This window comes from Sulfurimonas sp. ST-25 (assembly GCF_048079205.1).
Taxonomy (GTDB): Bacteria; Campylobacterota; Campylobacteria; order Campylobacterales; family Sulfurimonadaceae; genus Thiomicrolovo; species Thiomicrolovo sulfuroxydans.
In genome coordinates this window covers 1,462,675-1,488,987 of the sequence record NZ_CP182225.1, presented here as the reverse complement: position 1 = coordinate 1,488,987, position 26,313 = coordinate 1,462,675, and the positions used below count along the sequence as shown (strand labels likewise).

The window sequence follows — 26,313 nt, the reverse complement described above, 5'->3', positions numbered from 1 at the left end:
GGGGGATAGGGGCGTCTTGCGCTTGTCAGTGGCGGATGGAGAGGTTGTTCTGCTTGATCGTACCGATCAGCTTGTTGATCTGATCCATGCGCTCCTCCTCTTTTTTGATGCAGTTGATCGCGTCGAGGTTGAACTTGTCCAGTTTCTCGTCCAGGTACGCCGTTGTGAAACGCCCGTCGATGAAGTCCTGGTCGCGGACGATCGCCTTGTGCAGCGGGATGTTCGTCGGCAGCCCGTCGATGTAGAACTCGTCCAGGGCGCGGCGCGCCTTGCGGACGGCCCCCTCCCAGTCCAGCGACCAGATAATGAGCTTGCCGATCATGGAGTCGTAATCTGGGGGGATGACGTAGCCGGCGTAGAGGCTCGTGTCGAGACGCACGCCGGGGCCGCCGGGGGCCATGTAGTTTGTGATCTTCCCGCAGGAGGGGAAGAACTGTTTCTGGGGGTCTTCGGCGTTGATGCGGAACTCGATGGCATAGCCGCGGAAGATGATCTCTTCTTGCAGGAAGCGGAGCTTGTCCCCTGCGGCGATCTCGATCATGCGCTGGATGATGTCGATGCCGGAGATCAGCTCCGTCACGGGGTGCTCAACCTGGACGCGGGTGTTCATCTCGATAAAGTAGACGGTATCCGCTTCGTCGACGAGGAACTCGATGGTGCCGACACTTTCGTAACCCAGCCGGAACATCGCCTTGGTGGAGATGCGGAAGATCTCCTTGCGGACCGCGTCGTTCAGACGGGGGGAGGGGGCGATCTCGATCACCTTCTGGTGGCGGCGCTGGATGGAGCAGTCGCGTTCGCCGAGGTGCACGACGTTGCCGTACTTGTCGGCGATGATCTGCACCTCGATATGGCGCGGGTTCTCGACGTATTTTTCGATAAAGACGTCCCCCTTGCCGAAGAACTTTTTCGCTTCGTTCGTCGCGGAGTCGAACAGTTCGTCGAACTCCTTCTCTTTGCGCACAATGCGCATCCCGCGCCCGCCGCCGCCGAACGCCGCCTTGATGATGACGGGGAAGCCGATTTCCGCCGCGACCTTCGCCCCCTCTTTCTTGTCGGTGATGGCCGTCTGGGTCCCCTCGATGACGGGGACGCCGATCGCCTTCATCGCCGCTTTGGAGGCCGTTTTGTCGCCGAAGAGCATGATGTGCTCCGCCTTCGGGCCGATAAAGATGATCCCGGCACGGGTGCAGGCGTCGGCGAACTCGGCGTTTTCGCTGAGAAAACCGTAGCCGGGGTGGATGGCGTCGCAGCCCGCTTTCTTCGCCAGCGAGATGATGCGGTCATACTCCAGGTAGGCCTGCAGGGCATTACCCAGGATGGGGTAGGCCTCGTCGGCCTTGCGGACCCAGATCCCCTCAGCGTCGACTTCGGAAAACATGGCGACGCTGGTGATGCCGAGCTCTTTGCAGGCGCGGATGATGCGCAGGGCGATCTCGCCGCGGTTGGCGACCAGGATTTTCGTAATCGATTGCATTGTGACTCCGTTTCGGACGCCTGATGGCATCCCGTTTAAAAAAGATGGAGACATTTTAGAGGGTTCCGAAAATTATTTCTTTCTATTTCATGCTTTTTTCTTTTGCAATTGATGTGAGTTTAATTATTATTAATTGTCAGTAAAATTGTCTATTATTGCTATAATGTAGCCATGAGAAAAGAGACGCTGCAAAAACATACGAAGATCGCCAACGATATTCTCTACTACATCTATACCCATATCGAGACCCATATCGACCTCGAAGAGCTCAGCAGGGACCTCAAAATCAGCAAGTTCCATATGCACCGGATCTTCAAGGAGATGTTCGGACAGAACATCTATGAAAGCATCAAGTCGATCCGGCTGCAGAAAGCCTCGAGCCTGCTGATCACCAACCGCTATTCGACGATCTCCGAGGTGGCGTCCCTGTGCGGTTACAGCTCGCATTCATCGTTTATCAAGGCGTTCAAGATGCGGTTCGGAAAGAGCCCAAAACGGTGGCGGGAAGGGGGGTATAAAACCTATTCGGACCGTCTGCTGCGCCGCGCGGGGATAGAGACGGCGAAACTCTCCGAATTCGACGGCATGGAGCCCGTCATCGAAAAGCGGCCGGAGCTGGAGAGTTACTATATCCGGCACAAAGGGTATGACAGCATGATCAAGCTGACCTGGCAGAAACTGCAGACCTGGGTGCTGGACAACAATCTTTCGGAGTACCGCCAGATCGCGCTCTTTCACGACAACCCGACGGTCACGCCGCTGGAGGAGTGCCGCTATATCGCTTGTATCGAAACGGACGAGAAGGTGCAGAGCGACCGACTGCCGAAGTTCAAGATCGCGTCGGGTATCTATGCCCGTTTCGACCTGCAGGGGCGACACGAGGATTTTCTACGGTTCATCCACTGGGTCTACCACGTCTGGTTGCCGCGCAGCGAATACGAAACGACGACGAAGCCCTCTTATGCCGTCTACCGGAAGAACAACTTCCTCTCGGAGGACGGCACCTTCGATCTCAGTTTCTATATCTCGATTCGGTACTGATCAGACCCCGTAGATGAGGGCGGCGGGGGCGCTGTAAAACGCCATGGTCGCGCCACAACCGTTGCAGGCGAGCCGGGCGCGCAGTGCGCGAAGCTGTTTATGATAGTAGTGCATTGCCATTTCTAACTCCTTGTTATGAAGGAGATTGCAAACGGCGTTCCAGGTTTTTTTCAGCGCTGCGGGACTACGGTTTGCGCCCGAGGAACCAGCTTGGTTTTACCTCGCGGCAGACGGCGCCAACGCCTTTGCTGCTCTTGTCGCAGCCCTCTTTTTTGCGTCCGAGAAACCAGGTGTCGTAGGTGGTGCCGATGGCGGGTGAAACGCTCGGGTTGTCTGATGTCGCGTGTGCCATGATTATGCTCCTTGGATGGGGTGGGGCATCTAGATGTCGATGCCGTACTTCTTGATCTTATAGCCGATCTGGCGCGGCGTCATGCCCAGCTGGGCCGCCGCCTTGGTCTGGATGCCGCGGTTCTCGATCAGGGCCTGGATGATGGACTCTTTCTCCAGCTCCTGCAGGGTCGCCTTGGTGACCGGGTGCGATTCGGCGTTGGCCGGCGCCTCCTCGATCGGCGGTGGGGCGACAGGGGCCGCCGCCGCGGGCTGCGGTGCCGGCTCCGGCGTGGCGGGGTTGTAGAGCTTCTGGTAATTGAACGGCAGAACGTGGTTGAGCATCTCCGGCTGGACTTCGCCCTCGGGGCAGATCAGTACGAGGCGCTCCATCGTATTTTGCAGTTCCCGGATATTGCCCGGCCAGGGGTAGTCGAGCAGCAGCTCCAGGGCCGCCTTGGAGAGGACCATGCTCTTGTTGTGCTCTTTCATGAACTTCTTCATGTAGTGTTCGACGAGCAGTTTGACGTCTTCGTAGCGCTCGCGCAGCGGCGGCAGGTTCAGCGGAATGACGTTGAGGCGGTAGTAGAGGTCCTCGCGGAACTCCCCTTTTTTGACCATATCCTCGAGGTTCCGGTTCGTCGCCGCGACGAGGCGGACGTTGGTCTTGATCGTCTTCGTACCGCCGACGCGTTCGAACTCCTGCTCCTGGAGGATACGGAGCAGTTTGACCTGCAGGGCCGGGGTGATGTCGCCGATCTCGTCGAGGAAGAGGGTACCGCCGTCGGCCAGCTCGAAGCGCCCTTTGCGCATCTCTTTGGCGTCGGTAAAGGCGCCCTTCTCATGACCGAAGAGTTCGGATTCGAGCAGGGTCTCGCTGATGGCGGCACAGTTGAGCTTGATGAAGGGGCCGTTCTTGCGCTGGCTGAGGTTGTGCACGGCCGTCGCGATCAGCTCCTTACCGGTACCCGTCTCGCCGCGTACGAGGATCGTCGCGTCCGTCGGGGCGACGGTCTCGAGCATGCTGAAGATCTGGCGCATCTTCGTACTGCGCCCAATGATGTTCTCGAAGCGGTGCTCGCTGAGCATCTCCTCTTTGTAGTACATCTTGAGCTGGTTGAGCTCCTCTTTCTCTTTGAGGTAGCGCTGCTGGATGGCGAGTGTTCCGCTAAAGAGCGAACCGACGATGGTGAGCATGCGCACGATCTCGTCGAAGTTCAGCGGCGCGTTGGGGCCGAGGTTGGCGGAGATGACGCCGGTGACGGCATCGTCCTGGATGACCGGCACGGCGACATAGGAGACGGATTTGCTGTTGACGATACCCATTTTGTTGAGGTAGTCGATACTGTTGTGAATATTTTCGATCACGACCGGTTCGCCGCCCTGCGCCGCCAGTCCCGTCGCGCCCTCGCCCATACGGTAGGTCGCCATCAGGCGCTGCTGTTCGGTAAGGTCGATCGAAGCGTACAGGTCCAGTACATCCTCTTCGTTGAGCAGGAAAAGTGCACAGCGTTCCAGGTAGTTGTGACGCTTGAGCAGGCGCATGCCCTGTTCAATCGTCTCCTTGATGTCCGTCGAACTGGCCAGGATGACCGCGATTTCGTAAAGCAGTTCGATCTCTTTGTAGGCAAAGGTCAACGAACAGGTCTTACATTCGGGCCTGTCGGGGATCACGGGGGAGTCATACATCATTACGTTTTTTCTTTCTTACTACAGTTTATAGCGGTTTCAATCGCCTGGTTGAACCTAGATTCAGTCGTTATTATAGTCCATGCCTACACCAAAATGCGACAAATATGTAGTATAAAAAATAGGCACCCGTGCGAATTTCACAAGAACGTTTTTTGCATTGTGAGCGGAAATCTCACAGAGGATATGTTATGGAAATTACGGTACACGGCACCCCGACCCCCCTTATCGGAAAGCAGCCCACTCTGGGCGGAGAAGCCCCGGCGGCACGCATTACGAAACTTGACGGTTCACAGAACGTCATCGGTATGATCGCTCCCAATACCCAGTTGCTCATCGCTATTCCTTCGCTGAAGACGGAAGTATGTTCCCTCGGCGCAAAGAAGTTCAATGATCTTCTCAAAACCTTCAAAAAGCTCAACGCCGTCATGGTGACGACGGACGATCTTGACTTTGTCAAAGACTTCGCCGAGAAAGAGTCCATCGACGCCGCGGAACTTGTCGTCGACCCGGACCGCAACTTTGCGAAAAAATACGGCCTGCTGATCAGCGAGGGCAAACTCAAAGACCGTATGGCCCGCGCCGTCTACGTCATCGACCGTGACGGTCTTGTCGCCTACCGCGAGATCGTTCCCGAGATCGTCGACGAAGTCAACTACGATGCCTGTATCGAAGCCGTTGACAAACTGGTCAACGAGAAGAAGACCGGTCACGGCCATTCTCACGAAGAGTGGATGAGCGTCTAAGCCTCTTTTGATCAAGGAGTTCGTTATGGCAGAGAACTATATTGCGTGGCTGCTGGCACGCGGATTTGACCCCAGCGACCTGGAATCCCGGGCCTTCAACGGTAATACTCCGCTGCTGCAGGCGGCGCTGGAGGGTAACGATATGATGGTCGAGCGCCTGCTGGAAGCCGGCGTGGACCTTTATGCGGTCAACAACGACTTCAACGGCGTTATCTTCAACGCCTGTTATGCCGACAGTGCCGCGATCATTGCCCGCCTTTTCACTGCCGGTGCGGACATTGACGACATCAATGAGAACGGCGAAACACCGCTGATGTACGCCGTCTCCGCTTCCCGTCTTAATAGCGTTAAATCGCTTCTCTCCCTCGGCGCCGACAAATCCATGCAGAATATGGACGGCTACTGCGCCATCGATTTCGCCGTTAACCGGGACGTCCTCAATCAGCTGCGCTATGCGTGAGCTGTATGATGCCACGGCGCTGACGCCGCTGCGTGTCGCCCGTTCCGGCGGCTACATCGACTGGGCTTCGCAGCCCTCCCTTTTCAAACGCTACCCGGAGTTTCTCTACCGCATCGGTTTTGACGCCCATGAAGAGCTCGCTCCGCTGGCGCTTTCGCGCTGCATCACCTTTGAGGGTGACGTCGGGGGCAAACCCTACCTGCGCCTCAATACCCCCTCTGCCGGCAACCTCCACCCCGTGGAGCTTTATGTACAGGTACGGGGGGTCAAGGGGGTGCTGAGCGGTACCTACCACCTGGACGCCCTCAAAGAGGAGATGGTCCTCATCCGCGAATGCGGCGCCGAGGGGCTGGAGCACTTCGTCGGGATGGAAACGCGCTTCGACGGGTTCATTTTTGTCGTCAGCGTCGTTCCGTTCCGTTCCGAATGGAAGTACGGCCACCGCGCCTGGCGCTACTGCTACATGGATGCCGGTCACCAGATCGGCGCGCTCTGCGCCGCGATGGAAGCGCACGGGCTTGAAACGACGCTGCTGGGCGAGGCGGATTTCTCGGCGCTGAACCACATGATGGGGTTCGGGCAGCAGGAGTTCGTCTGCGCGGCCATGGCCGTGGGAAAGGCGGGCGAGAAACCCGTCAAGCTGCCGAAAACGCCCCTGATGCAGGTGGCGCCCACGGACTACGACGAAAGCGACGGGGTCGTTCCCGGCTGGATCGTGCAGCACCATCCCGTCGGCACGACCCTGCCGCCGCGCATGGGCGGCAGCGCCGACGAGGCCCTGCAGCGCGCCCGCCGTTCCGCCCGGGTCTTCGCCGGGAAGACGATGCCGGCGGATGCATTTGAACGCATTATGCATACGCTCACGCGAACGCCGGAGTGGCTGAACGCCTACGCGATCGTGCTCCGGGATGATCAGACCCCGGCCGGTGTCTACCGCGGGGGCAAACGGATAAAGACGGGCGACTTCGCCGAGTCCATCGCCGCGATGCTGGTCGATCAGCGTTTCGTCTCAAACGCGGAGATCGTCATGGTCTTGAGCACGCCCGAGTACAGTGCGGACCTGCAGATGGCCTCGGCCGCCTTTGCGCACGGCCTCTCATTGGAAGCCGCCGCGCGCGGGGTAGGGTACACGGCCATCGGCGCCTTTTACGATAAGAAGCTGCAGACCTTTTTGGAGACGCCGGAAGACATACTCTATGTCGGCGTCTTCGGTCTGGAACGTTAGGGTATATGGAGGTGCCCTTGCTATGAATGTCAAGAAAATGAACAAAGCACACAGTGCCGAAGCACAGAAGATCCTGAACATCTACCGCTTTTACCAGAAAGACGGAAATCTGTACCTCACGGCGGACGACGAAACGCTCGATGCGATCTTTGAGGCGGTCGTCGACGCCATCAACGACTGCGGTCCGCTCAAGGCGACGCTCCCCTACAACGAGTTCGTCCATCCGAGCAAGATGACGGCGGAGGGGGACCCGGGCTGGGTCGGGCATTTCGAGGAGCGGGACAACCGCCGCTTCTTCCTCAGCGACATTCACGACTATCTCTATCTGCTCTACGGCAGACAGTAGAACGGTATTTGCATGTTGATGAGTTATATTCAAGGAGACTCCATGACAGCTATCATGCCGCCTGAACATGTCAAAATGTATGAAGATGTCAAGACACTCCTCTCCGCGTATGCGGTCAACTACTACGCCAAGACCGTCCTGGCGCCCCTGGTCGCGCAGAAATCGCTGCTGATGGACCATCTCTACGAGGATATGGGTTTCCACAGCCGCACGGAGATGGGTCAGTTCATGAAAAAGAACTTCCCGAAGCTGGCGGCGGAGAAGCCCAAAGAGAAGCTTTGGAAAAAATACATCTATGACCGGGTCGGCTCCATCGCCCCGGCCTGCGCCACCTGCGATGATCAGCTCACCTGCTTTAAATGCATGGTCAAAGAGCTGAGTGTCTGATTTTTCAGGCACGCGACATTAATCACTCCCACGAAAGGAACGCTACCCTTCAATGACAACACCCTCGATCTCGACCACGGAACTTTACGACCATATCGATACGCTGATTAAGACAGATACCCCTCTGTTCATTCACGGCAGCCCGGGCATCGGCAAATCCTACATTGTTGCCGATGTTGCGGAAAAGAACAAACTGGAGCTCGTCGACGTGCGCCTCTCCCAGATGGACCCGGTCGATCTCCGGGGCGTCCCGGCGATCCGCGACGAGCAGACGGTCTGGATGCCGCCGGTCTTTTTCCCGAAAGACCCCGACTCCGAGGGTATCCTTTTCCTCGACGAACTCAACTCTGCGCCGCCGTCGGTGCAGGCGGCTATCTACCAGCTGGTGCTTAACCGCCGCATGGGCGAGTACGACCTGCCCAAAGGGTGGCGGATCATCTGCGCCGGTAACCGCGTCAGCGACCGCGGGGTCGTCTTCCGCCTGCCCACCCCGCTGGCCAACCGGATGGTGCACCTGCATGTCCAGGCCCGCTTCGACGACTTCAAGCTCTTCGCGCTCAAATCGAAACTGCACCACTTCGTCATCGGTTTCCTGGGCTTCCGCCCGGACCTGCTCTCGACCGAACCGGTCGTCGAGGACGACGCCAACCCGGCGTTTGCCACGCCGCGCAGTTACCACATGCTCTCGAACATCCTGAAGTCCAATATGGACATCGGCAAGATCGCCCCGGTTATCTACGGCACCATCGGCTACGCCGCCGGGATCGAGTTCGTCTCCTACGTCAAGGTCTACGAGGAGCTGCCGGATGTCGCGGCGATCTACGAGGGGCACTACCCCGAGACCCCGAACCAGCCGGCGCTGCTCTACGCGCTTGTCTCCGCGCTCGTCGAGTACTACAACGGTTCCGACACCCACAAAGACCACCTCTTCGCCTACAGCGAAACCCTCCCGACGGAGTTCGGCGTCATGCTCGTCAAGGACGTCATCGTCAAGGACGAATCCATCGCGACCCACGGCGCCTTCGACGCATGGCTGGCGAAGTACGGGGAGTATATTCTCTGACATGCGTATGCAGCCAATAATATATTGGCCCCATACCCCTCACTATTTTTTATCAATGCGCAAAACAATGACAATTGATCATGTAGCACACTCTTTTAATAGTCCAGGAATCCGATAGAATTGGTAATATAGTTTTAGATGGACAGAAATGCTTGATATTACTGGAAATGAAATTAGTGAGCTAGATGACGAAGATTTAAGTACGTTAATTGGTCGTCTTTGTGAAGCTGAACTCCAAAAACTAAACCTCTCAACTGCTGGTATCACTTATGGGGGGCACCATAATGCACCGGATGGTGGTATTGACATAAAGATATACATTAAAGAACTTCCTAATAATGACGGTTATATCCCACGACCGAAATCTATAATTCAAGTGAAAAAACCGGATATGCCACCTGCAAAAATAATTGCAGAAATGAAACCGAAAGGTGTCATACGTGATTTTTTTGCTGACCTTGCGGATTCTAATGGTGCATATATTATTGCAAGTTCAGGCGCTTCAATACCTGACCCCAATTTACAAGAACGTATTAAAACGATGCACGGTGTGTTATCTGATGTCCCAAATGGCTTAAATATTAAAGTTGATTTTTACGATCGTGAGCGCATAGCGGCATGGGTACGAATGTTCCCAGCTATGACGATCTGGGTGAGGCAAAAAATTGGGAGGTCATTGCAAGGCTGGAGAGGTTATGAAAACTGGGCTAAATGTCCAAAAGGTATAGATGAAGAATATCTTTTTGACGATGCGCTTCGATTGCATCACGGGAGTGTGAAAAATGATGGTGAAGCGTCACTTGACGGATTGAACCATTTACGAAGAATATTGGAGAAACCTCAATCATCCGTCCGATTAACTGGACTCTCCGGAGTAGGGAAAACTCGTTTTGTACAGGCACTGTTTGATAATAGAATCGGAGAGGGGTCATTGAGTAGTACAAGTGTTGTGTATACAGATTTGTCAGATAGTCCAGAACCTTCTCCCACTACTTTTGTAGAACAACTTCGGGCTATGGATAAGCGGATAGTTGTAGTTATTGATAATTGTGGTCAGGAATTGCACAAAAAATTAACCAACATATGCAATCGACCAGAAAGTCAGTTGAGTCTACTTACAGTTGAATATGATGTTCGTGAAGATTTGCCGGAAGAAACAGAGGTTTATCAACTTGAAGCAGCATCTGCTGAATTGATTAAAAAAGTTTTATTACTGCGTTACGAAACACTTGGGGAGATAAATGCACATACTATTGCGGACTTTTCAGGTGGTAATGCCCGAATTGCTATTGCATTAGCTCAGACGGTTGAGCGGGGAGAAAGTCTTTCGCATTTAAAAGATGGTGAACTATTTGAACGACTCTTTCACCAACGAAATACACCTGACGATAAGTTGCTTGCAACTGCCGAAGTATGTTCTCTTGTTTACTCATTTCAAAGTGAAGCAGGTGATGAACCTTGGGAACTTGACATTTTGGCGGGATTAGTGGGTTTGTCTTCTTTGGAGTTATACCGTCATATTGGTGAACTACAGCGGCGTGGTTTAGTGCAACAACGGAGTATTTGGCGGGCTGTCCTGCCTCATGCAATAGCGAACAGATTGGCAAAAAGGGCTTTGCAGAATATCCCAATTACTTTAATTGAAAAACAGTTTTTTCAGCATCCTAGACTTCTAAAATCATTTTCAAAACGACTCGGGTTCTTGCATGATAGCCTCGAAGCCCTAGCCATTGCCCGGAAATGGCTCTCAGACAATGGTATTTTAAAAGATATTTCCAGTCTCAACGACTTGGGTATGGAACTGTTCAGAAACATTGCTCCAGTTGATTTAGAGTCGACTCTACACGCTTTTGAAAGAGCTGTAGATACTATGACTGACAAGTCTTTTATTTCTAAAAATAATTACAACTATGTTGTTTATACCCACATACTTCGTTCTTTGGCTTATAATCCAGAATTTTTCAAACGCTCAATATCAGTTTTGATTATTTTTATTCTCGAAAATGCATCGGAGAATTCCAAAGAGAAATTTGATGAAGTGTTGGTCTCTCTATTCCAACCTAAGTTATCCGGGACACATGCGAAGGCGGAACAGAGGTTGGAGATCATTAAAGACCTATTTGATTCAAGTGAAGAATTCAAAACTGAATTGGCCTGGGAATTATTAAAGGCATCGCTCAAATCATGGCATTTTGTATCCGGTCACGGTTTCGATTTCGGTTCACGTCCTCGTGATTTTGGATATGTACCACGATCAGATGAAGAAATACATGACTGGTACAGCACATTCTTTGACTATCTTGTTGAATTACTCAATCAGGCAAAATTCACAGATAGAGCGTTGAACCTTTTAACAAATGAGTTCAGAGCACTTTGGAGGAATTGCAAATTATATGATGAATTAGAATCTGTAACTCAGAGAATTCACGACGATTATGCCCTTAATGAATTGTATATAGTAGTAAATTCAACTATCCATTTTGATGGCGGGATGATGGATGAAGATGCATTGGAACGTTTAAAGGTGCTTTCGGAATTGGCTAAGCCGACAACACTAATACGACGGGCTAGATTATATGCGCTTACTGATCGGAATGGCTATCTAAGTCTTGAAGAAACGATAGAAGATACCTCAAGTGGTTCTGAAAAGTATCATAGGATTAATGAAGAAACGTATGAGTTGGCCAAAGAAGTCATTGCTGATGAATCTGTTTTCAATGCATTGTTACCAGAACTGGTTATGGCAAAAAATTATGGTCGTCTCTACTTTTTTGGACAGGGGTTGGCTGCGGGAACTGTAAAACATATGGAACTTTGGGGAAAGTTTATTAACGAACTTTCTAATATTCCTGATGGTGAATGCCAAATCCAGATGCTGGAAGGGTTTTTGAATGAATTACAACGGATCGATATCGATGTGTGCAATCAGCTCTTGGATAATGCGGTTTATGATGAAACGCTTTGCAGGTATTTTCCATGGCTACAAAATAGTATTGAATTAGATAAAAAAGCTGTTGAAAGGTTTTGCGATGCTCTTGAGTTTGAACATGCAAGTATAATGTCGTACATTGGCATTGCATATGGAAGAAGTCATGAGAGCATCAATGACAGTGATTTGTGTACATTGTTGTATCTAATGGTTTCAAAAAAAGACGGGCTTTTACCTGCGATTACAATATTGGGCATGCGCGTTTACTCTTCATCGTCTGAAAAAAAATATCTTTCGGATGAAATCAAAAAACTTGCATGTAAACTTGTACCTGAATTTGATTTTATTAGGGATGATTATGTCCGACATGATAACTATGATCACGAGATAGCAAGAATTATTGAAGCTTGTTTTGTTGAAGAGTATGCAAAAGAGGCTGCTATCAAAGTCTGTAATAACCTTCTTCCTATATTGAAGGATTATTGGTCATATCAGACTAACTACTACGCAACACTCACAGCACTTGCTATTACGAAACCTCAAATTTTCTTGGATTCATTTGTCAGTTTCGACTTGGAAGCAGGCATAGAATATCAAAGTGACATGAGGGATAGGGGAACACCGTTAGAGGAGATCGATGATGAAATCATCAAAGCATGGTGTGAGATAGAACCAGCAAAACGGTTTGAACAAATTGCGGGAACAATTAGACCATACAAAAAAGATAGCAATTCTGAGGAATTAGTGTGGAGTCCATTGGCGTTGTATATTATTAGGTATGCTCCAATCCCGATTAACGTGCTTGAGAAATTTGGGGATATTTTTTATCCAAACAGTTGGAGTGGATCACTTTCTAGCATGATGGAATCTCGATTGACTTTAATCACATATTTGAAAAGTCATGAGCTCTTAGAAGTGTCAGCATGGGCAGAAGAAAAAGAGAGTTATTTAAGAAAATCGATTGAAAAAGAGAGGGAATGGGAAAGAGAAAGAAGTAGAAAAGACAATGAGCGATTTGAATAAACAAGTGTTGGAAAAGTAAGTATTTTTAACTTTCTCAAAAATTACTATTCGACAGAAAGTATTATGCCTTTGTAGCTTCCATACGCGGTCGTCTCAAGTTACATTATTTTCTCTCACAAACGACTCATGAAATTTCCCTATGCTTTCTGAAAAGAACGACTAAAGGATAAACGATGCGATACCTGTTCATATTGCTTATTGCACTTCTTTTCAGCGGCTGTGTCGTCCGGGTGCCGGGGCCGCATCATCACGGTCCGGTCATCTACTATGACATCTATCCGTACGGCGGCTACCATAGGGGACACCGGTACTGAAAATGGTGCGGCACAAAGCTGCAATACCCCTCTGCCCGAGAGGGCTCCCCGCGTCACGATCCCCCCACGATTTTTTTCTATGCTTTTCCTATCAAACGAAAAAGGATAGAAGATGCGATACTTACTGCTTGCACTCATCCCACTGCTTTTTAGCGGCTGCGTCATCCGTGCGCCGTACGCTTACAGAGGTGAACCAGTCATCTATTATGAGTCCGGATACCCGTCAGGCTATTACGAAGAAGGCCGTACCGTCTATAAACGCGGCAACGGTCATGGGCACGCCTACGGACACCGTAAAGAGTACCGCCGCTAATATCTCCCTGGGGCATTTTGCCCCACCTCATTCCTTTCTTTCTGTATTTTATAGTTATGTTATGTGTTAAGTTGATAGATGGTATATTGATCCGCATCTATATACGAAATGTATGATTAACACGATTTTTCAATGGATAATTGAATATTTTGTTGATTGAATAAAGAGTTAGGGTACACATGAAAGTATGGAAATTTACCAGAAATATTTTGGCAATGATCGGAGTTGTCTCTTTACTTGGAATGAGTATATACTTGATATTGGCAGGAAAAGTCAAGAAGGATCTTGACGTGTCAGTTGTCAGCAAACACCCTAGCCCCAATGGAACTGTAATTGCTGTTCTTGAACGGGGTATTTCTACTGAAACTAATACGCTCCCCATATACTATTTGACTCTCCAGACTCGAAAAGACCCCGATAAATGGGGAAATCACTGGCAAGTCTGGCATTCACAAGTGCATGAAAGACCTACGATAGTTTGGCTGGACAACTTGAATTTGGAAATATCTCATAAGCCTTACAAAATATGGGAATACGAGCCATCAGTAGAAGTAAATAATGATGTTTACCATATCCACCTAAGCTTATTCGGAGAGAGCCCTAACAAATCAGAGGAGCCAATCAAAAACCCGCGGGCGGCTTTTTGATTGCTCATTTTAAACGTTATACATAAAGAGTAGCCGTGACAAAGTTTAGATTGTATGTGGATTCACTGCCAGAAATCAATGAGATTCCTCACATTTGGGATGAATCGAATTTAAAGGTCATCTTTCTTAAATCCGACGAAGGTGGCTTTGATATATCTGTGAGCGATGATGGCGACGACATTATTGGAATCGAAACAGACATGGGAATTCATGATCATATTCATATACAAGAAGCTGAGTCGTATGAAAAAGCTCTATCCTTTGTTTTTGGTTTAGTAAGAGATATGCTTTCTGAAAATATGAGGATACGTGAAATCACAAAAAATGAAAAACCTGTAAAATGGATCTTAGAAAATTATCAAGATGGTAAATGGTTTGAAGAACATACTGTTGGTTTACTGTTATTTAATTATTTTGGAAAGAAGAGTGAAAAAGTATACTCAAATCATACATTGCCACCACGGAAAATTGATGATTCAAGGATGTATAACAAATCAGAGGATACTAATCAAAAAACCGCGAACAGCAGGAGGCCATAGATTACATGGATGAAAAAATCATTAAAATCATAACTTTCATTGATCCGAATAATACGCTTGTATTCAATCCAGTTCATATGATCTTTTGGGCTTTAATAGCATTCCCGATCATTCTAATTTACTGGAGTGCACACCCAATATTGATGAGCATATTTGCATTTGTTGTAGCTGTACAATTCATACTCTTTTTTCTAAAGTTGTTGGTCCAAGATCATTATGCTGCAGAAATTAAAGAATTCAAACAAAGTATTCCCGACTTCAATATCTTTCATATCATAATGTTTGGATTGATAGCCTCACCAGTTTTATTTGTCGTATATGGAGTCATATCTGCTTTATTTGAATAGATATAACAAATCAGAGGAGACCAATCAAAAACCCGCGGACGGCTTTTTGATTGCTCATTTTAAACGTTAGGTAGAGAATGGAAATACTAGGTATCGTTGTTCACTTTGGCCTCCTCGCTACTATCGTATTAGTTCCGATTTTTGTTGTATCGAAAGGTTATGATTTTTTATGGACAAATGCCATTTCACTTCCCATAATCTGCTTCTTTCTAGTGTTAATGACTTATTGGCCGCATTTTTATACTGACTTTAGGCTTGAATTAATGGGGTTCAACTTCGATGCAACGAGTGACGCAGAAAGAGTTAGGAATGTATTACCTGAACTCCAGGAAAAAGCGAAAGCTCTCTATTGGTCAAATATGGGCATTGGTTGGCCCTTACAGGCAATTTTTGGCATGGTTTTATTTGCTCCATATCCAACTGCTATATGGGGATGTGGAGCATTGGTTAAGTACGCAAGGCGGAAGCGTAATAATGAGACTACCTAACAAATCAAGAGGAGACCAATCAAAAACCCGCGGGCGGCTTTTTGATTGCTCATTTTAAACGATATAAAGGATAGTGCTAAATGAAACTCACGAAACCCATACTGGCTTTTTTATTGTTCGCAATAAGTTTGTTTGTTGCCGTTAACACTATGGCATGTACAAGGGTAGTCTATAAAGGGCCGGCTCAAACCGTGCTCACCGGCCGTACGATGGATTTTTCCATCGATATTCCTGCCAACCTCTGGATCTTCCCCCGCGGCATGAAACGAAACGGTCAGGTTGGACCGGCTTCCATCACATGGACTTCGCGCTATGGCAGCGTTGTCGCCAGTTCCTGGGATATCGCTACGCCGGACGGGATGAATGAGAAGGGATTGGTTGCCAATCTGCTTTGGCTTGTGAAATCGCAATATCCTCCGTTTGACACAAAAGGACAAAAGAAAGGATTGACGATCGCAGCCTGGGCGCAGTATGCGCTCGACAACTTTGCAACGGTTGCAGAGGCGGTAGAGGCTTTTCGAAAAGAAGAATTTACTATTGTCACGGATTTTATTCCCGGAACGGACAAATTCACGACGGTGCACCTCTCGCTTTCCGACCCGTCGGGAGATAGCGCGATTTTGGAATACATCAATGGCAAATTGGTCATCCATCATGATCCGGCATACCAGGTGATGACCAACGATCCCGTGTTTCAGGAGCAGCTGGCGATCAAAGGCTACTGGGAACAAATTCCGGGAACAACTTTCCTGCCGGGAACGAACAGGGCGTCGGACCGTTTTGTGCGCGCTTCCTACTACATCAAGGCCATTCCGCAAACCAGCGACCCTCGCATTGCCGTGGCAAGTGTGTTCAGCGTCATCAGGAATGTCTCCGTGCCGTACGGCTTATCGACACCGAACCAGCCCCATATCTCCAATACGCGCTGGAGGACAGTGGCGGATCAGAAACATCTTGTATACTATTTTGAAAACGTCCTGACACCGAATGTCGTCTGGGTAGACCTCAAGAAAGCGGATTTCAGTGCCGATGCACCTGTAAAGAAACTCAGCCTGGATCGCGGCCAGGTATATGCAGGTGAAGCCAACAGTTTTTTCGAAGTATCCAAACCGTTTGTGTTTAAAGGTCTATAAATACTTCATAACAAATCAGAGGAGACCAATCAAAAACCCACGGGCGGCTTTTTGATTGCTCATTTTAAACGTTAGCAGTGAAGATAGCAATGAAAAGATTTTCAATACTTTCCTTTTTAGTCTTAGTGTCTATGAATCTTTGGGCAAACCCGTACGAAGGTTTTCATTGGACTTTCATCGATGGCAAATCTACCAAGGTAAAATATTCGACAGTAGTATTGGAAACTGATACGCGAAGGCTTATTCCAGTGGCAAAAGCACTACACAAAGCAGCTGTTGATATATATTCCGGCGAGCCTAGCCAAACCCAAGAAGAAAGTTATTTGGCTGCATTTCCGAAAAAATTCAAGGTATTCCTAGACGTTCTTCATCCGAAGGGTTTGGATCAACTTTATGATGGCCATATTTATATTCATATACTTTCCAAGCTGTCAGAAAAATATCCTGAGAGAGTCGGTGAAATCTTTTTATCGTTGTCATCGGAAGCATGTTTAGATGCTGATGCTCCAAATCATCTTCGACATGAATTGGAGCTATTTCATAAAAATCATTCGCGTATCTATGACGATCTATATAGCAAGTTAAGTAAAAAAGAGAAAGCCAATCTACATTTGTTTTTGAACGCTTCACTTCACGATATGGGGGCCGGAACATGTCGCTATTAACAAATCAGAGGAGACCAATTAAAAACCCGCTAGCGGCTTTTTGATTGCTCATTTTAAACATCATATATGGGATATGCATGCTGACTAAGTTTTATAGAGTATATATTCAGAAAGCGCCAAAAAGTAGAATTTCTCGGTATTTGTATGTCTTGTCTTTGATATTTTTAGTCACTGCCTATTTCCAGTGGGAAAGGTATATTTTGAATCCACTATTGAAGCTTGAAGAGATGCACTCTTCGCATGGGGTTATCCAAGCTGTCTATACTGGCAAGTTTCGCTCGCTGGTCTTTAATAATGAAAAGTTCGGTGTCGCTTTATCAGGGCTGGACCGAAAGGCTATGGTCAATCAAAATGCCAAAGTATGGTACCAAGTTCTAAAAGGTATTTTTGGAAAACGTAAAATTATTTATCAGATCCAAATTCGCGATTGGCTGCTGAGAGATGATTATGCTGAATACTATAGAGAGCAAGCAGAGTATCAAAAATATGCTATACCGAACATAGTATTTTATATAGCCGGAATTGTTGCAATATTTGTCATGATTTGGATTCGTCACAAAGATGAAGTCTATGACAACGAAGTTGAGCCGATCAACAAGCCGAGGTAAAATCCATGATCTTTCAGTGTAGTCGCCAGAAGCCTGCAGAATGACATCAGAAACGATTAGCGAAACACTAAAGAATCTTGGCGACCCCGACATCGCCGAACATTCGCAGCGCTTTTTCAAAACGGGCGAGGGAGAGTATGGAGCAGGGGATAGATTCCTCGGTATCCGCGTCCCCGTGTTGCGAAAGCAGGTATCTGCATTCTGGTTGGCGCCGCTGCAGGAGGTCGAGAAACTGCTGCACTCTCCCTATCATGAAGAGCGCCTTTTCGCCCTGCTGCTGATGGTCGCGAAGTATGAGCGTGGCGATACAGCAGAGAAAGAGGCGGTTTACAACTGCTACATGGCCAATACCGCCCACATCAACAACTGGGATCTTGTTGACAGCTCCGCGCCTTACATTGTCGGCGAGTACCTGATAGCGAGGGAGAAAGCGATCCTCTATACGTTCGCACGTTCAGAAAGTTTGTGGGAGCGCCGCATCGCGATAATGGCGACGTTCTACTTTATCCGCAACAGCAGGTTCGACACGGCGCTGGAAATAGCGGAACTGCTGCTGCGTGACACCCATGACCTTATCCACAAGGCCGTCGGGTGGATGCTGCGGGAGGTCGGGAACCGCGACCCGGAAAGAGAGCGGGCGTTTCTCGCTTCGCGTTACAAGACGATGCCGCGGACGATGCTGCACTACGCCATCGAGAAGTTCCCCGAAGCGGAGCGCAAGGCTTACCTGAAGGGGGAGGTGTAGCCGCCAATTGATAGAACGGCGATTGCATATTTTCCGGCATAAACCCAGGGTAGAGAGAGGGCCATGCCAGAAGAACAGAGCGATTTGCAGCGCCGGCTGGAGAAGATCCGCGTCCAGTTTCTATTTGACCACCCGTTTTTGAGCGTATTGGCACTCTCCCTGCCTATGCGCTACCGCAAGAACCCCCACGAAGCCTTCGAGACCGACGGGACGGCCATCTACGTCGATACGACGATGGCCGAGACCATTCCCGAACCGCAGCTCAAGTACATTTACGCGCATACGCTGCTGCACATCATGCTCAAGCACCCTTTCCGTATGGGCGGGCGCGACCACAAAACGTGGAACCGCAGCAGCGACGTCGTCATCAACCTGCTGCTCGATGATTTCGAGCGGGTCGGCGAGCGGCCCGAACATGAAGTGATGATGGAGAAGTACCGCGACCAGAGCGTCGAAGAGGTCTACAACACGCTGTACCAGGAGAACCCCGAGGGCGAAGGCACGCCCGACGACGAGAACCCGCAGGAGCAGAAGCAGGACCTCATAGAAAGCGAGGGCGACAGCGAAGCGGCGATGGAAGATATCGACGCGCTGATCGTGCAGGCGATGGGGGCGGCGCAGAAGCAGGGGAACATCCCGGCCTCCTTCCTGGAAGTGATCCGCGAAGTCACCCGTCCCAAGATTGACCTGGCGACCCTCCTGCACACCTATATGACGGAGAGCTTCTTCGACAAGCAGAGCGACTTCTCCCGCCCCAACCGCCGTTTCATCTACCAGGAGCTCTACCTGCCCGGATACCGCCAGGAGAACAACCGTCTCAACCTCTACATTGCGCTGGACCGCTCCATGAGTATCAGCCGAGACACCTTCTCGAAGTTCCTCGGTATCATCGACGGGGTTTTGCGCCTCAGTACGGACTTCAAGGTGACGGTCATCCCCTTCGACGATGAGGTCGACAAGGAGAAGATCGTCACCTACGACGCCCAGGCGCTCAAACCGGAAGTGGCGTTCGAGAAGGGCAACGGCGGGACGCAGTTCGCACCGGTACTGGAGTACCTCAATACGGCGGACGAGGCGGCGGCGACGCTGATGGTACTCAGCGACGGTTTCTTCAAGATTGAAAAGGCCTCGCACCTGCCGACGCTGTTCCTGGTGAGCGAAAAGCGCAACATGAAGCGTTTTGAGCCCTACGGCGACGTCTTCTACTTTGATCTGTAAGGAGGTATACGGTGTACGACCTGAGTTACAAGGAAGAGATCGAAGCCCTCAAGGATGAGCCGGACTTCGAGACAAGAGGCGACGAGCTCTACCTCTACCACGAGGATGATGAGGCGCGTCTGGAGTGGGCCTTCTACCGCCCCTCCGGTTCGCACCCGGAGCAGGTCAGTGACAAAAACGTCATGGTCTCCATCATGGCCTTCAACCACTCGCGCCTGGGGGCGTACGAACGGTTTACGCGGCTGCATCCCGACGTCATCGCCAACGACCGCCTGCGGGTCAAGGTACGCAACCGGAGCCGGATGCTCTTCCGCGCGATGGTCGACAACGACTTTACCGAGCTGGTGCAGGTGCTGGAGTACGCGCCGGTCTTTATCGACATGGCCTGCGACCAGGTCATCAACGGCCGTATCTGGAACGAGCACTACGCCGACCTGGGGGCCGCGACGGCCTTTCTAACGATGGCTGAAGACTTCCTGGACGACAAGCTCGTCGACGGGGTAAAGCGCCGCCTGCAGCCCGTGCGTAAGTTCAGCTACGACGAGGCGAAGGCCTACCTGGAGACGCTGAGCAGGCAGGCACAGAATTTGCACCCATTGCTTAAAGCGCACTATACCGAGGCGTATGAAACATGGGTGGAAAAGACGCAACTGCATCCGCTGCAGCGGATCGCACTGCAAAAACAGATAGCGGCTTTGAAGGAGTAAAAATGTCTGAAGAGAGTGTTGAGATGTCCGAAACTGGTATGGACATGTCCGAACCGATTAGCAAGACGCGGATTCTCCGCAGCGTGATGAAGGCGATCTACAACCTCGCCGACGAGGAGAACTACAGCGTCTACGAAGCCGAGGACATCGCTTTTTACCTCGGGCTTGATCAGAAGCTTGTCGACGAAGCGATCGAGACCCTGTGGGATGCGGGCTGCCTGAACCACTGCATGACCGAGGACGATGACGGTACGACGACCTACTGCCTCACCGACAAAGCCATTGATATGGTTGAGCTGGGATGACGCTGGTCCTCTTTTACGAAAAACCGGGCTGCGCCACCAACGCGCGTCAGAAGAAGCTGCTCTACAAGGCGGGATGCACGCTCATTGTGCAGGACCTGCTGGCGCTCAGTATGAGCCCGGAAGAGCTGAAGACCTACCTGGACGAACGTCCCGTGGCCGAGTGGTTCAACCCCAACGCCCCCGCTGTCAAAGAGGGGCGGGTCGACCCCACGGCTTACAACGCCGAAGCGGCCCTTTCCATGCTGCTGCAAGACCCCATTCTTATCCGCCGTCCCCTTATCAGCGTCAACGGCCACCGCATGTGCGGCTTCGACCAGGCGAAAATCGAAGGGATCATCAACACGCCGCTGGGCACGCCCATCGACAACAGCTGCTCCTCCGAAAACGGCGAATCCTGTCCGGAACCATAATTGCAATAAGAGTGACAATCAAGGCACAAGGAGAAACGATGCACGCTTTGGACAACTATTTTCGTACGAAGTTCAACTTCATGGCAATGGTCTATGTCGGTCTGATCGCCGTTGCCGTCTACGCCAAACAGTTCTAATCGCTTCGGGACGTCCCGCCGTCCTGGCAAGCAACTATCCCCCTCTCTCTTTTGATACCGTTCCCATCCTCTTTGCAGGCACACCCTGTTTTCTGCCTATTTTTCATCTGTGTGAAGTGTTGTGCCTGAAAAACGATGATGCAGAAGAAACGTAATAATATTGTTTTTTAACGTGGTGAATCAACACTTTAGGTAGCATACCGTATCATGCAGTGTATGATAAAAAAATATGAAAGAATGTGGTCATAAAGTATGAAACGCTCTTTGCTGCCGTGGATACTGCTGCCGGTCTGTCTATCGGCGGAGATATTCTCGGCGAGACTCGGTTTTTTTGATACGGCATTGGAAGCGGAGGGGGCAAGGGCGCATCTCTCGGCCGGTCTCGCGCCCTACTGCGTGACCTACGCGGAGGCGGGGGATTACACGGTGCGCTGCCTTGTCGGCAGCAGCGACGCCGACATCCGGCAGATGGCAGCAGCGCTCGGCGTCGGTGGTTTTGAAACGGTGAAAGACGATCCTGCCAAGATCAGGCAGCTTTTCATCGACCACCTGTATGAAACGGCCCGCGCGCAGGGCGCGCCGGCGGCCTGCGAGGCCTCGCGTATGCTGGCCGAAGCATTTCCCGGCGACGGGGCCGTGTTGAAACAGTACGCGACGCTGCTCTTCTGGTCGGGACGCACCGGGGAAGCGGCCACGCAGTTCGGGAAACTCGTGTCGCTCGATCCGGCCTACGGAAACGACCGGGTCTACCTGCAGGTGCGGACGACCCTGCTGCTCGAGAAGGGCGAGGCACTCCTGGAGAAGGCGCCCGCGGAGGTGCCGGCGCTGATCGACGGCGAACCCGAAGCGGTCAGGAACGCCTACGATGTCATGCTCCTCCGGGTCCGCGCACTGATCAGGCTGGGGGAGTTGCCCAAAGCGGAAGCCGCCGACCGCGCGCTTTTGGAGCGCTACCCCGCGAGTGCGGAGGCGGAGGCGATCCTGACGGACCTGCTGCGCTGGCAGGAAAAATACACCGAAGCCGCCGAACGTTTGCAGCAAAGTTATACACGCAATGGGAATCGCGAAGCGGGCAAAAAACTGGCGGCGCTCTATGTGGAAGCGGGAGAGCCGGGCAAAGCCGAAGCGCTGCTTGAAACGCTGGTCGCGGAGCAGCCCGGAGACCTGGAAACGACACGGCTGTATGTCACGGTGCTGCTGCAGCTGCATGAAAAAACCAAAGCGGGGGCCGCCGTGTCGGCGTTGGACGGGCAGGTGCAGGAGACGTTCCGCAAAACCTACCCGCAGCTCTACTGCCGCACCCGGGTCCACGCGTTCGAGGCCGGAACGGAGCTCGCCGGCTACAGCGACAACAGGGACGACGACGGGCGGGTCTACGTCGGCGTCGAAGTGCCGATCGCACGCAGTGTGCTCGTCGCTGCGGCTGAGCGGGTCTGGCGCTACGGCCTCTACGACACGAATGTGCGCGGAGAGCTTTATGACGCCTTCGGGAACGGGACATGGGGCTACCTCTCATTTTCCGCCGCGCCGGATGCGGATTTTCTCCCCCGGTACAGCCTCGGGGGGCACCTGTACAAAGGGTTTGGGCATTTTGAGTTCGGCATGGGGTACGTCTACAGCCACTATAAAGATGCCGATACGCATCTGCTGGTGCCGGAGTACTCCCTCTATTTCGGCGACCGTTACACCTGGAACCAGAAGTTCTACTGGATTCCCGAGAGCGGCAGTTACGCGCTGCTGAATCTGCTGAAATACGAAAGCGCCTGCCGCTGGGAGGCCATGCTCTCCTATACACGGGCCTCCTCGTCGGAAAAGGTCGACATCGGCAATGTGTTCAGCCATACGGACGCGGACATGTACCGGGGGGAGGGGAGCTACCGGCTGACGCCGGCATGGATGGTGGGCGCGGCCCTCTTTTATGACCATTACCGCACTGATACCGCGACATTCGATCGCCGGGGCGCGAGCCTCTACGTCAAAAGGTACTGGTGATGCCGGAAAATATACTGCAGATTTGGCTGACGTTTCTGACCGATAAGCTCCCGCTCGTCTGGGACGTGACAATCGTGTTTTTCCTGAGCGCGGTCGTTCTGCTCATCGTCTTGTCGGTTTCGCAGTACTCTATCGAACGCAGAAGGCACATCGTGCTGCTGCGCAAAGAGCAGTATGTTCCGCAGATCAACCGCTACCTTGCATCGGGGCGGAACGAACTCGCGGTGAACGGCAGGCTCGATTACTATGCCCTCGCCGACGCCTTGACCGAGGTCAACAGTTTTCTCCCCGTCGAGGAGCGGAGAAAGACGCGCGACCTTGCCATGAAAATGGAGGTCGATACCTACCTGCTTCACCGTTACCGCACCAGCTGGTCGGAGGTGAAAAAGAAGTTCTTTTTCACGAAGATGCTCTTCCTCTATTCGCCGCGTCTGAAATCTTTTTTCGAGCGGATGATCCAAAAGCATACCGAGTTCGAGATGATGGTGTACTCCGTGTACGGTTTTGCGAAGCTCGCCGAAACGGACGAAGACCTCGAACACATCACGGATGTGCTGCAGGGGGCATACAACAGGGGGATCAGCCTGAAGTTCAGCGAATTCGTCTATATGCAGGCGCTCGTAAACATCCCGTACCGGGAACTCGAGGTGTTTCTGAACGGGGTGCTGTTCCGCGCCGCGCCGATGGTGATGGTCCGCAGCGTCGTCGCGGCGATGGGGGACACGAAGAACCCGGCGTACGCCCCGCTGCTCAAAAGCCTGTTCGAACGCTACCGGGAGGATGAACAGTTCGTCATCACCTATATCCGCAGTTTTCACAAGATCGGGGCCATGGAGTGCGACGTGATCGCGGCGTACTATCAAAGTCACGACCCCGTGACCCGCATCGTCTGCTCCAGGACCGGGCTCGACCTCTGCGGCAGAGACGCGCTGGCTTTTCTTTACGTCTACTTTTTCGACGAAAACTACTACGTCAGGCGCAACATCTTCGAAACGTGCAAAAAACACGGTTTCGGGCGCGCGGAGATCCTGGAGATCGTCACGCGCAAAGCCCCCGGCAAAATCAACGATGCCTTTTTCCTTGACGGCCTGAACGCCTTCTGCCCGGTGTTGGAGTACGGCGATGAGTGAATACCTGATCTATCTTTTTCTGCTGCTTCAGGTGCTCTACCTGATGTTCCTGGTGATGACGAACATGACGACGACGGTGTTTATCCTGATCTCGCTCAAACAGATCATGGGCTATTTTTTCTCGGCCAAGAACGTCATCGTCAGCCGGATCATCAACTCGAACAACTACCGTCCGATATCGCTCCTGGTTCCGGCGTTCAACGAAGAGAAGACGATCACGGCCTCGGTCCACTCCTTTTTGAAGCTGCATTTTCCCGAGTATGAGATCATCGTTATCAATGACGGCTCAACCGACGGCACGCTGACGCGCCTCAAAGAGGAGTTCGCCCTGGAACCGAGCAACGTTCCCGTACGCCTGAACGTCCCCCACGAGGCGATCCGGCAGACCTATACCTCGCCGGACTATCCGAACCTGATCGTCGTCGACAAAGGCAACGGCGGGAAAGCGGATGCGCTCAACTGCGGCATCAACGTCTCGCGGTATCCACTTTTTTGCAGTGTGGACGCGGACTCGCTGCTGGAGTTTGACGCGATTCTCCGGAGCATCGTTCTTTTCTCCCTCGACAGGAGGCTGGTGGCTATCGGCGGCAGGGTCAACGTGATGAACGGCTGCGACGTCGTCGAGAAGCACGTCTTGCGCCGCGCGGTGCCGAACACGCAGATCGAGGCCTTTCAGGTGCTCGAATACACCCGGGGCTTTCTGGCGGGCAGGATCGCCTGGGAACGTTTCGGCGCCTTGCTGATCATCTCCGGCGCCTTCGGCGTTTTCCGCAAAGACATGGTCCTCTCCATCGGCGGCTACCGCCACACGGTGGGGGAGGATTTCGATCTGCTGGTGCGCATGCATCGCCACTGCTACGACCACGGCATCGACCATACCGTCCGCTTCCTCCCCGACACGATGTGCTGGACGCAGGTGCCCACCGATTACAAATCGCTTCTGCGTCAGCGCAACCGCTGGCACCGGGGATTGATCGAAACCCTCTACTACAACCGGGACATGGTTTTCAATCCGAAATACGGCAAGGTGGGAATGCTCGCAATGCCCTATTACCTGTTGATCGAGGGGGTCGCGCCGCTGGTGACGTTCCTGGGCCTCGTCTCCATCATCACGCTTTACGTTTTCGGCCTGCTGAACAAGGAGGCGCTCGTGGTCTTCTTCCTGCTGGAGTTCACCTGGGGAACCGTCCTCAATATCGGCGCCCTCTCTTTAGACATGTTCGTCAAGCGCCGTTTCACGAAGTTGAAGGATATCTATCGGCTGCTGGTGCTGAGTTTCCTGGAACCGTTCTTTTACCGGCCGATTCTCAAAGTGGAGGGGTTCCTCGCTACGTTCAACTTCTTTAACCGCTCCTGGGGACAGATCAAAAGGAAGTCGATTTGAAACGGTTTGAGAACTTCCGCTTCTGGAGCGTGCGCTTCTTGTTGCTGCTGACGTTTTTAAGCTACTACTTCCTGATGGTACTGACACATTTCGACAAGGTCGAAGCGTATGCCAACCCGCTGCAGCCCTTTAAGGGGAGCGTCTATTTCGTCGGCACGAATCTTTACGCAGGCCCTTACCCGGACCCGGCGGCGTTGGAGCGGCTGCAGCGCCACAACGGGATCCGGCGCGTGGTTTCCGTCTTGAATCCGGAGACGCCGTTCGTGCGGGAGCTGGTATTGAGCGAAGCCGAGGCGTGCCGGCGCCTGGGGATGGAATACATCGTGCTTCCCGATGCGGAGACCCCGGAACTTGCCGGGGCGTTGACGCCTTCGAAGGTCAAGACCTACGTGCACGGCTATTTCATGACATCCGGTTTCAGCCAAATGGTCAGGGAGGTGGCGACGCACAGCGTGAAGTGAAATTTGGAAAGATCAGATAAGAAAAGAGCTCGTTTTGGAAAAAAAGTTTGATTT

At 51.8% G+C, this 26,313-nt stretch carries 28 protein-coding genes; 25 read left to right on the top strand and 3 right to left on the bottom strand.

The genetic code is table 11. The annotated features are described in order from the left end of the window. Positions 1-25: 25 nt before the first annotated feature. Entirely contained in the window at positions 26-1,477 is a 1,452-nt protein-coding gene (locus ACM66T_RS07595; protein WP_416768243.1) for an acetyl-CoA carboxylase biotin carboxylase subunit, read from the bottom strand. Positions 1,478-1,648: 171 nt separating this feature from the next. Here ACM66T_RS07595 and ACM66T_RS07590 point away from each other — a divergent pair, with 171 nt between their 5' ends. Beyond that, positions 1,649-2,518, top strand: coding sequence for an AraC family transcriptional regulator (locus ACM66T_RS07590; RefSeq protein ID WP_416768241.1), 870 nt, complete (start codon positions 1,649-1,651; stop codon positions 2,516-2,518). Positions 2,519-2,702: 184 nt separating this feature from the next. On the opposite strand, the gene ACM66T_RS07585 is transcribed toward ACM66T_RS07590, so the two are convergent. Both ACM66T_RS07585 and nifA read right to left on the bottom strand, forming a co-directional pair. After that, on the bottom strand, positions 2,703-2,870 hold the full coding sequence (locus ACM66T_RS07585) for a hypothetical protein (protein WP_231018240.1): 168 nt from the start codon (positions 2,868-2,870) through the stop codon (positions 2,703-2,705). Between the two features lie 29 nt (positions 2,871-2,899). Continuing rightward, positions 2,900-4,537, bottom strand: a complete 1,638-nt coding sequence (gene nifA, locus ACM66T_RS07580; protein WP_231018239.1) for a nif-specific transcriptional activator NifA — start codon at positions 4,535-4,537, stop codon at positions 2,900-2,902. 191 nt (positions 4,538-4,728) lie between these two features. On the opposite strand from nifA, the gene ACM66T_RS07575 reads away from it, so the two are divergent. The 24 genes from ACM66T_RS07575 to ACM66T_RS07460 all read left to right on the top strand — a co-directional run bounded on the left by ACM66T_RS07575 (position 4,729) and on the right by ACM66T_RS07460 (position 26,259). Next, positions 4,729-5,283: a redoxin family protein gene (locus ACM66T_RS07575; protein ID WP_231018238.1), complete on the top strand. Its 555-nt coding sequence runs from the start codon at positions 4,729-4,731 to the stop codon at positions 5,281-5,283. A gap of 25 nt (positions 5,284-5,308) precedes the next feature. Continuing rightward, positions 5,309-5,743, top strand: coding sequence for an ankyrin repeat domain-containing protein (locus tag ACM66T_RS07570; protein ID WP_231018236.1), 435 nt, complete (start codon positions 5,309-5,311; stop codon positions 5,741-5,743). Further along, positions 5,736-6,968 (top strand): nitroreductase family protein, encoded by a 1,233-nt coding sequence (locus tag ACM66T_RS07565; protein ID WP_231018234.1) that lies wholly within the window; start codon positions 5,736-5,738, stop codon positions 6,966-6,968. The genes ACM66T_RS07570 and ACM66T_RS07565 overlap by 8 nt, the downstream gene beginning before the upstream one ends. 37 nt (positions 6,969-7,005) lie before the next feature. Continuing rightward, positions 7,006-7,314, top strand: a complete 309-nt coding sequence (locus tag ACM66T_RS07560; RefSeq protein WP_345969180.1) for a hypothetical protein — start codon at positions 7,006-7,008, stop codon at positions 7,312-7,314. A 42-nt stretch (positions 7,315-7,356) separates the two neighbouring features. After that, positions 7,357-7,701 (top strand): nitrogen fixation protein NifQ, encoded by a 345-nt coding sequence (locus ACM66T_RS07555; RefSeq protein ID WP_231018231.1) that lies wholly within the window; start codon positions 7,357-7,359, stop codon positions 7,699-7,701. A gap of 52 nt (positions 7,702-7,753) precedes the next feature. Continuing rightward, positions 7,754-8,764, top strand: a complete 1,011-nt coding sequence (locus ACM66T_RS07550; RefSeq protein WP_416768239.1) for an ATP-binding protein — start codon at positions 7,754-7,756, stop codon at positions 8,762-8,764. Between the two features lie 148 nt (positions 8,765-8,912). After that, on the top strand, positions 8,913-12,716 hold the full coding sequence (locus tag ACM66T_RS07545) for a hypothetical protein (RefSeq protein WP_416768238.1): 3,804 nt from the start codon (positions 8,913-8,915) through the stop codon (positions 12,714-12,716). Between the two features lie 173 nt (positions 12,717-12,889). After that, a complete protein-coding gene (locus tag ACM66T_RS07540) occupies positions 12,890-13,030 on the top strand; it encodes a hypothetical protein (RefSeq protein ID WP_231018229.1) in 141 nt (46 codons plus the stop codon). Between the two features lie 112 nt (positions 13,031-13,142). Further along, positions 13,143-13,343, top strand: coding sequence for a hypothetical protein (locus tag ACM66T_RS07535; RefSeq protein ID WP_416768237.1), 201 nt, complete (start codon positions 13,143-13,145; stop codon positions 13,341-13,343). A gap of 179 nt (positions 13,344-13,522) precedes the next feature. Then, the gene (locus ACM66T_RS07530) at positions 13,523-13,990 is read left to right on the top strand and encodes a hypothetical protein (protein WP_416768236.1); all 468 of its coding nucleotides are present in this window, start codon (positions 13,523-13,525) and stop codon (positions 13,988-13,990) included. A gap of 35 nt (positions 13,991-14,025) precedes the next feature. Continuing rightward, positions 14,026-14,529, top strand: coding sequence for a hypothetical protein (locus ACM66T_RS07525; RefSeq protein WP_416768235.1), 504 nt, complete (start codon positions 14,026-14,028; stop codon positions 14,527-14,529). 424 nt (positions 14,530-14,953) lie between these two features. Then, positions 14,954-15,364, top strand: coding sequence for a hypothetical protein (locus ACM66T_RS07520; protein ID WP_416768234.1), 411 nt, complete (start codon positions 14,954-14,956; stop codon positions 15,362-15,364). 80 nt (positions 15,365-15,444) lie between these two features. Next, the gene (locus ACM66T_RS07515) at positions 15,445-16,497 is read left to right on the top strand and encodes a linear amide C-N hydrolase (RefSeq protein ID WP_416768233.1); all 1,053 of its coding nucleotides are present in this window, start codon (positions 15,445-15,447) and stop codon (positions 16,495-16,497) included. Between the two features lie 77 nt (positions 16,498-16,574). After that, positions 16,575-17,162, top strand: coding sequence for a hypothetical protein (locus ACM66T_RS07510; protein ID WP_416768232.1), 588 nt, complete (start codon positions 16,575-16,577; stop codon positions 17,160-17,162). Positions 17,163-17,239: 77 nt separating this feature from the next. Then, the gene (locus tag ACM66T_RS07505; RefSeq protein WP_416768231.1) at positions 17,240-17,770 is read left to right on the top strand and encodes a hypothetical protein; all 531 of its coding nucleotides are present in this window, start codon (positions 17,240-17,242) and stop codon (positions 17,768-17,770) included. A gap of 40 nt (positions 17,771-17,810) precedes the next feature. Continuing rightward, on the top strand, positions 17,811-18,515 hold the full coding sequence (locus tag ACM66T_RS07500) for a DNA alkylation repair protein (protein WP_416768230.1): 705 nt from the start codon (positions 17,811-17,813) through the stop codon (positions 18,513-18,515). A gap of 63 nt (positions 18,516-18,578) precedes the next feature. Then, positions 18,579-19,733 (top strand): DUF2201 family putative metallopeptidase, encoded by a 1,155-nt coding sequence (locus ACM66T_RS07495; protein WP_231018221.1) that lies wholly within the window; start codon positions 18,579-18,581, stop codon positions 19,731-19,733. Between the two features lie 11 nt (positions 19,734-19,744). Then, on the top strand, positions 19,745-20,440 hold the full coding sequence (locus tag ACM66T_RS07490) for a hypothetical protein (protein ID WP_416768229.1): 696 nt from the start codon (positions 19,745-19,747) through the stop codon (positions 20,438-20,440). A gap of 2 nt (positions 20,441-20,442) precedes the next feature. Further along, the gene (locus ACM66T_RS07485; RefSeq protein ID WP_231018219.1) at positions 20,443-20,745 is read left to right on the top strand and encodes a hypothetical protein; all 303 of its coding nucleotides are present in this window, start codon (positions 20,443-20,445) and stop codon (positions 20,743-20,745) included. After that, on the top strand, positions 20,742-21,155 hold the full coding sequence (locus ACM66T_RS07480; protein WP_231018217.1) for an ArsC/Spx/MgsR family protein: 414 nt from the start codon (positions 20,742-20,744) through the stop codon (positions 21,153-21,155). The genes ACM66T_RS07485 and ACM66T_RS07480 overlap by 4 nt, the downstream gene beginning before the upstream one ends. Before the next feature lie 389 nt (positions 21,156-21,544). Then, positions 21,545-23,284 carry a YaiO family outer membrane beta-barrel protein gene (locus tag ACM66T_RS07475; protein ID WP_416768228.1) on the top strand — a complete coding sequence of 580 codons (1,740 nt, stop codon included), beginning with the start codon at positions 21,545-21,547 and terminating at the stop codon, positions 23,282-23,284. After that, entirely contained in the window at positions 23,284-24,414 is a 1,131-nt protein-coding gene (locus ACM66T_RS07470; RefSeq protein WP_231018213.1) for a hypothetical protein, read from the top strand. Before ACM66T_RS07475 ends, ACM66T_RS07470 begins: the two co-directional genes overlap by 1 nt. Beyond that, entirely contained in the window at positions 24,407-25,798 is a 1,392-nt protein-coding gene (locus ACM66T_RS07465) for a glycosyltransferase family 2 protein (protein ID WP_231018212.1), read from the top strand. Before ACM66T_RS07470 ends, ACM66T_RS07465 begins: the two co-directional genes overlap by 8 nt. Next, positions 25,795-26,259, top strand: coding sequence for a hypothetical protein (locus tag ACM66T_RS07460; RefSeq protein WP_416768227.1), 465 nt, complete (start codon positions 25,795-25,797; stop codon positions 26,257-26,259). Before ACM66T_RS07465 ends, ACM66T_RS07460 begins: the two co-directional genes overlap by 4 nt. Positions 26,260-26,313: the final 54 nt, after the last annotated feature.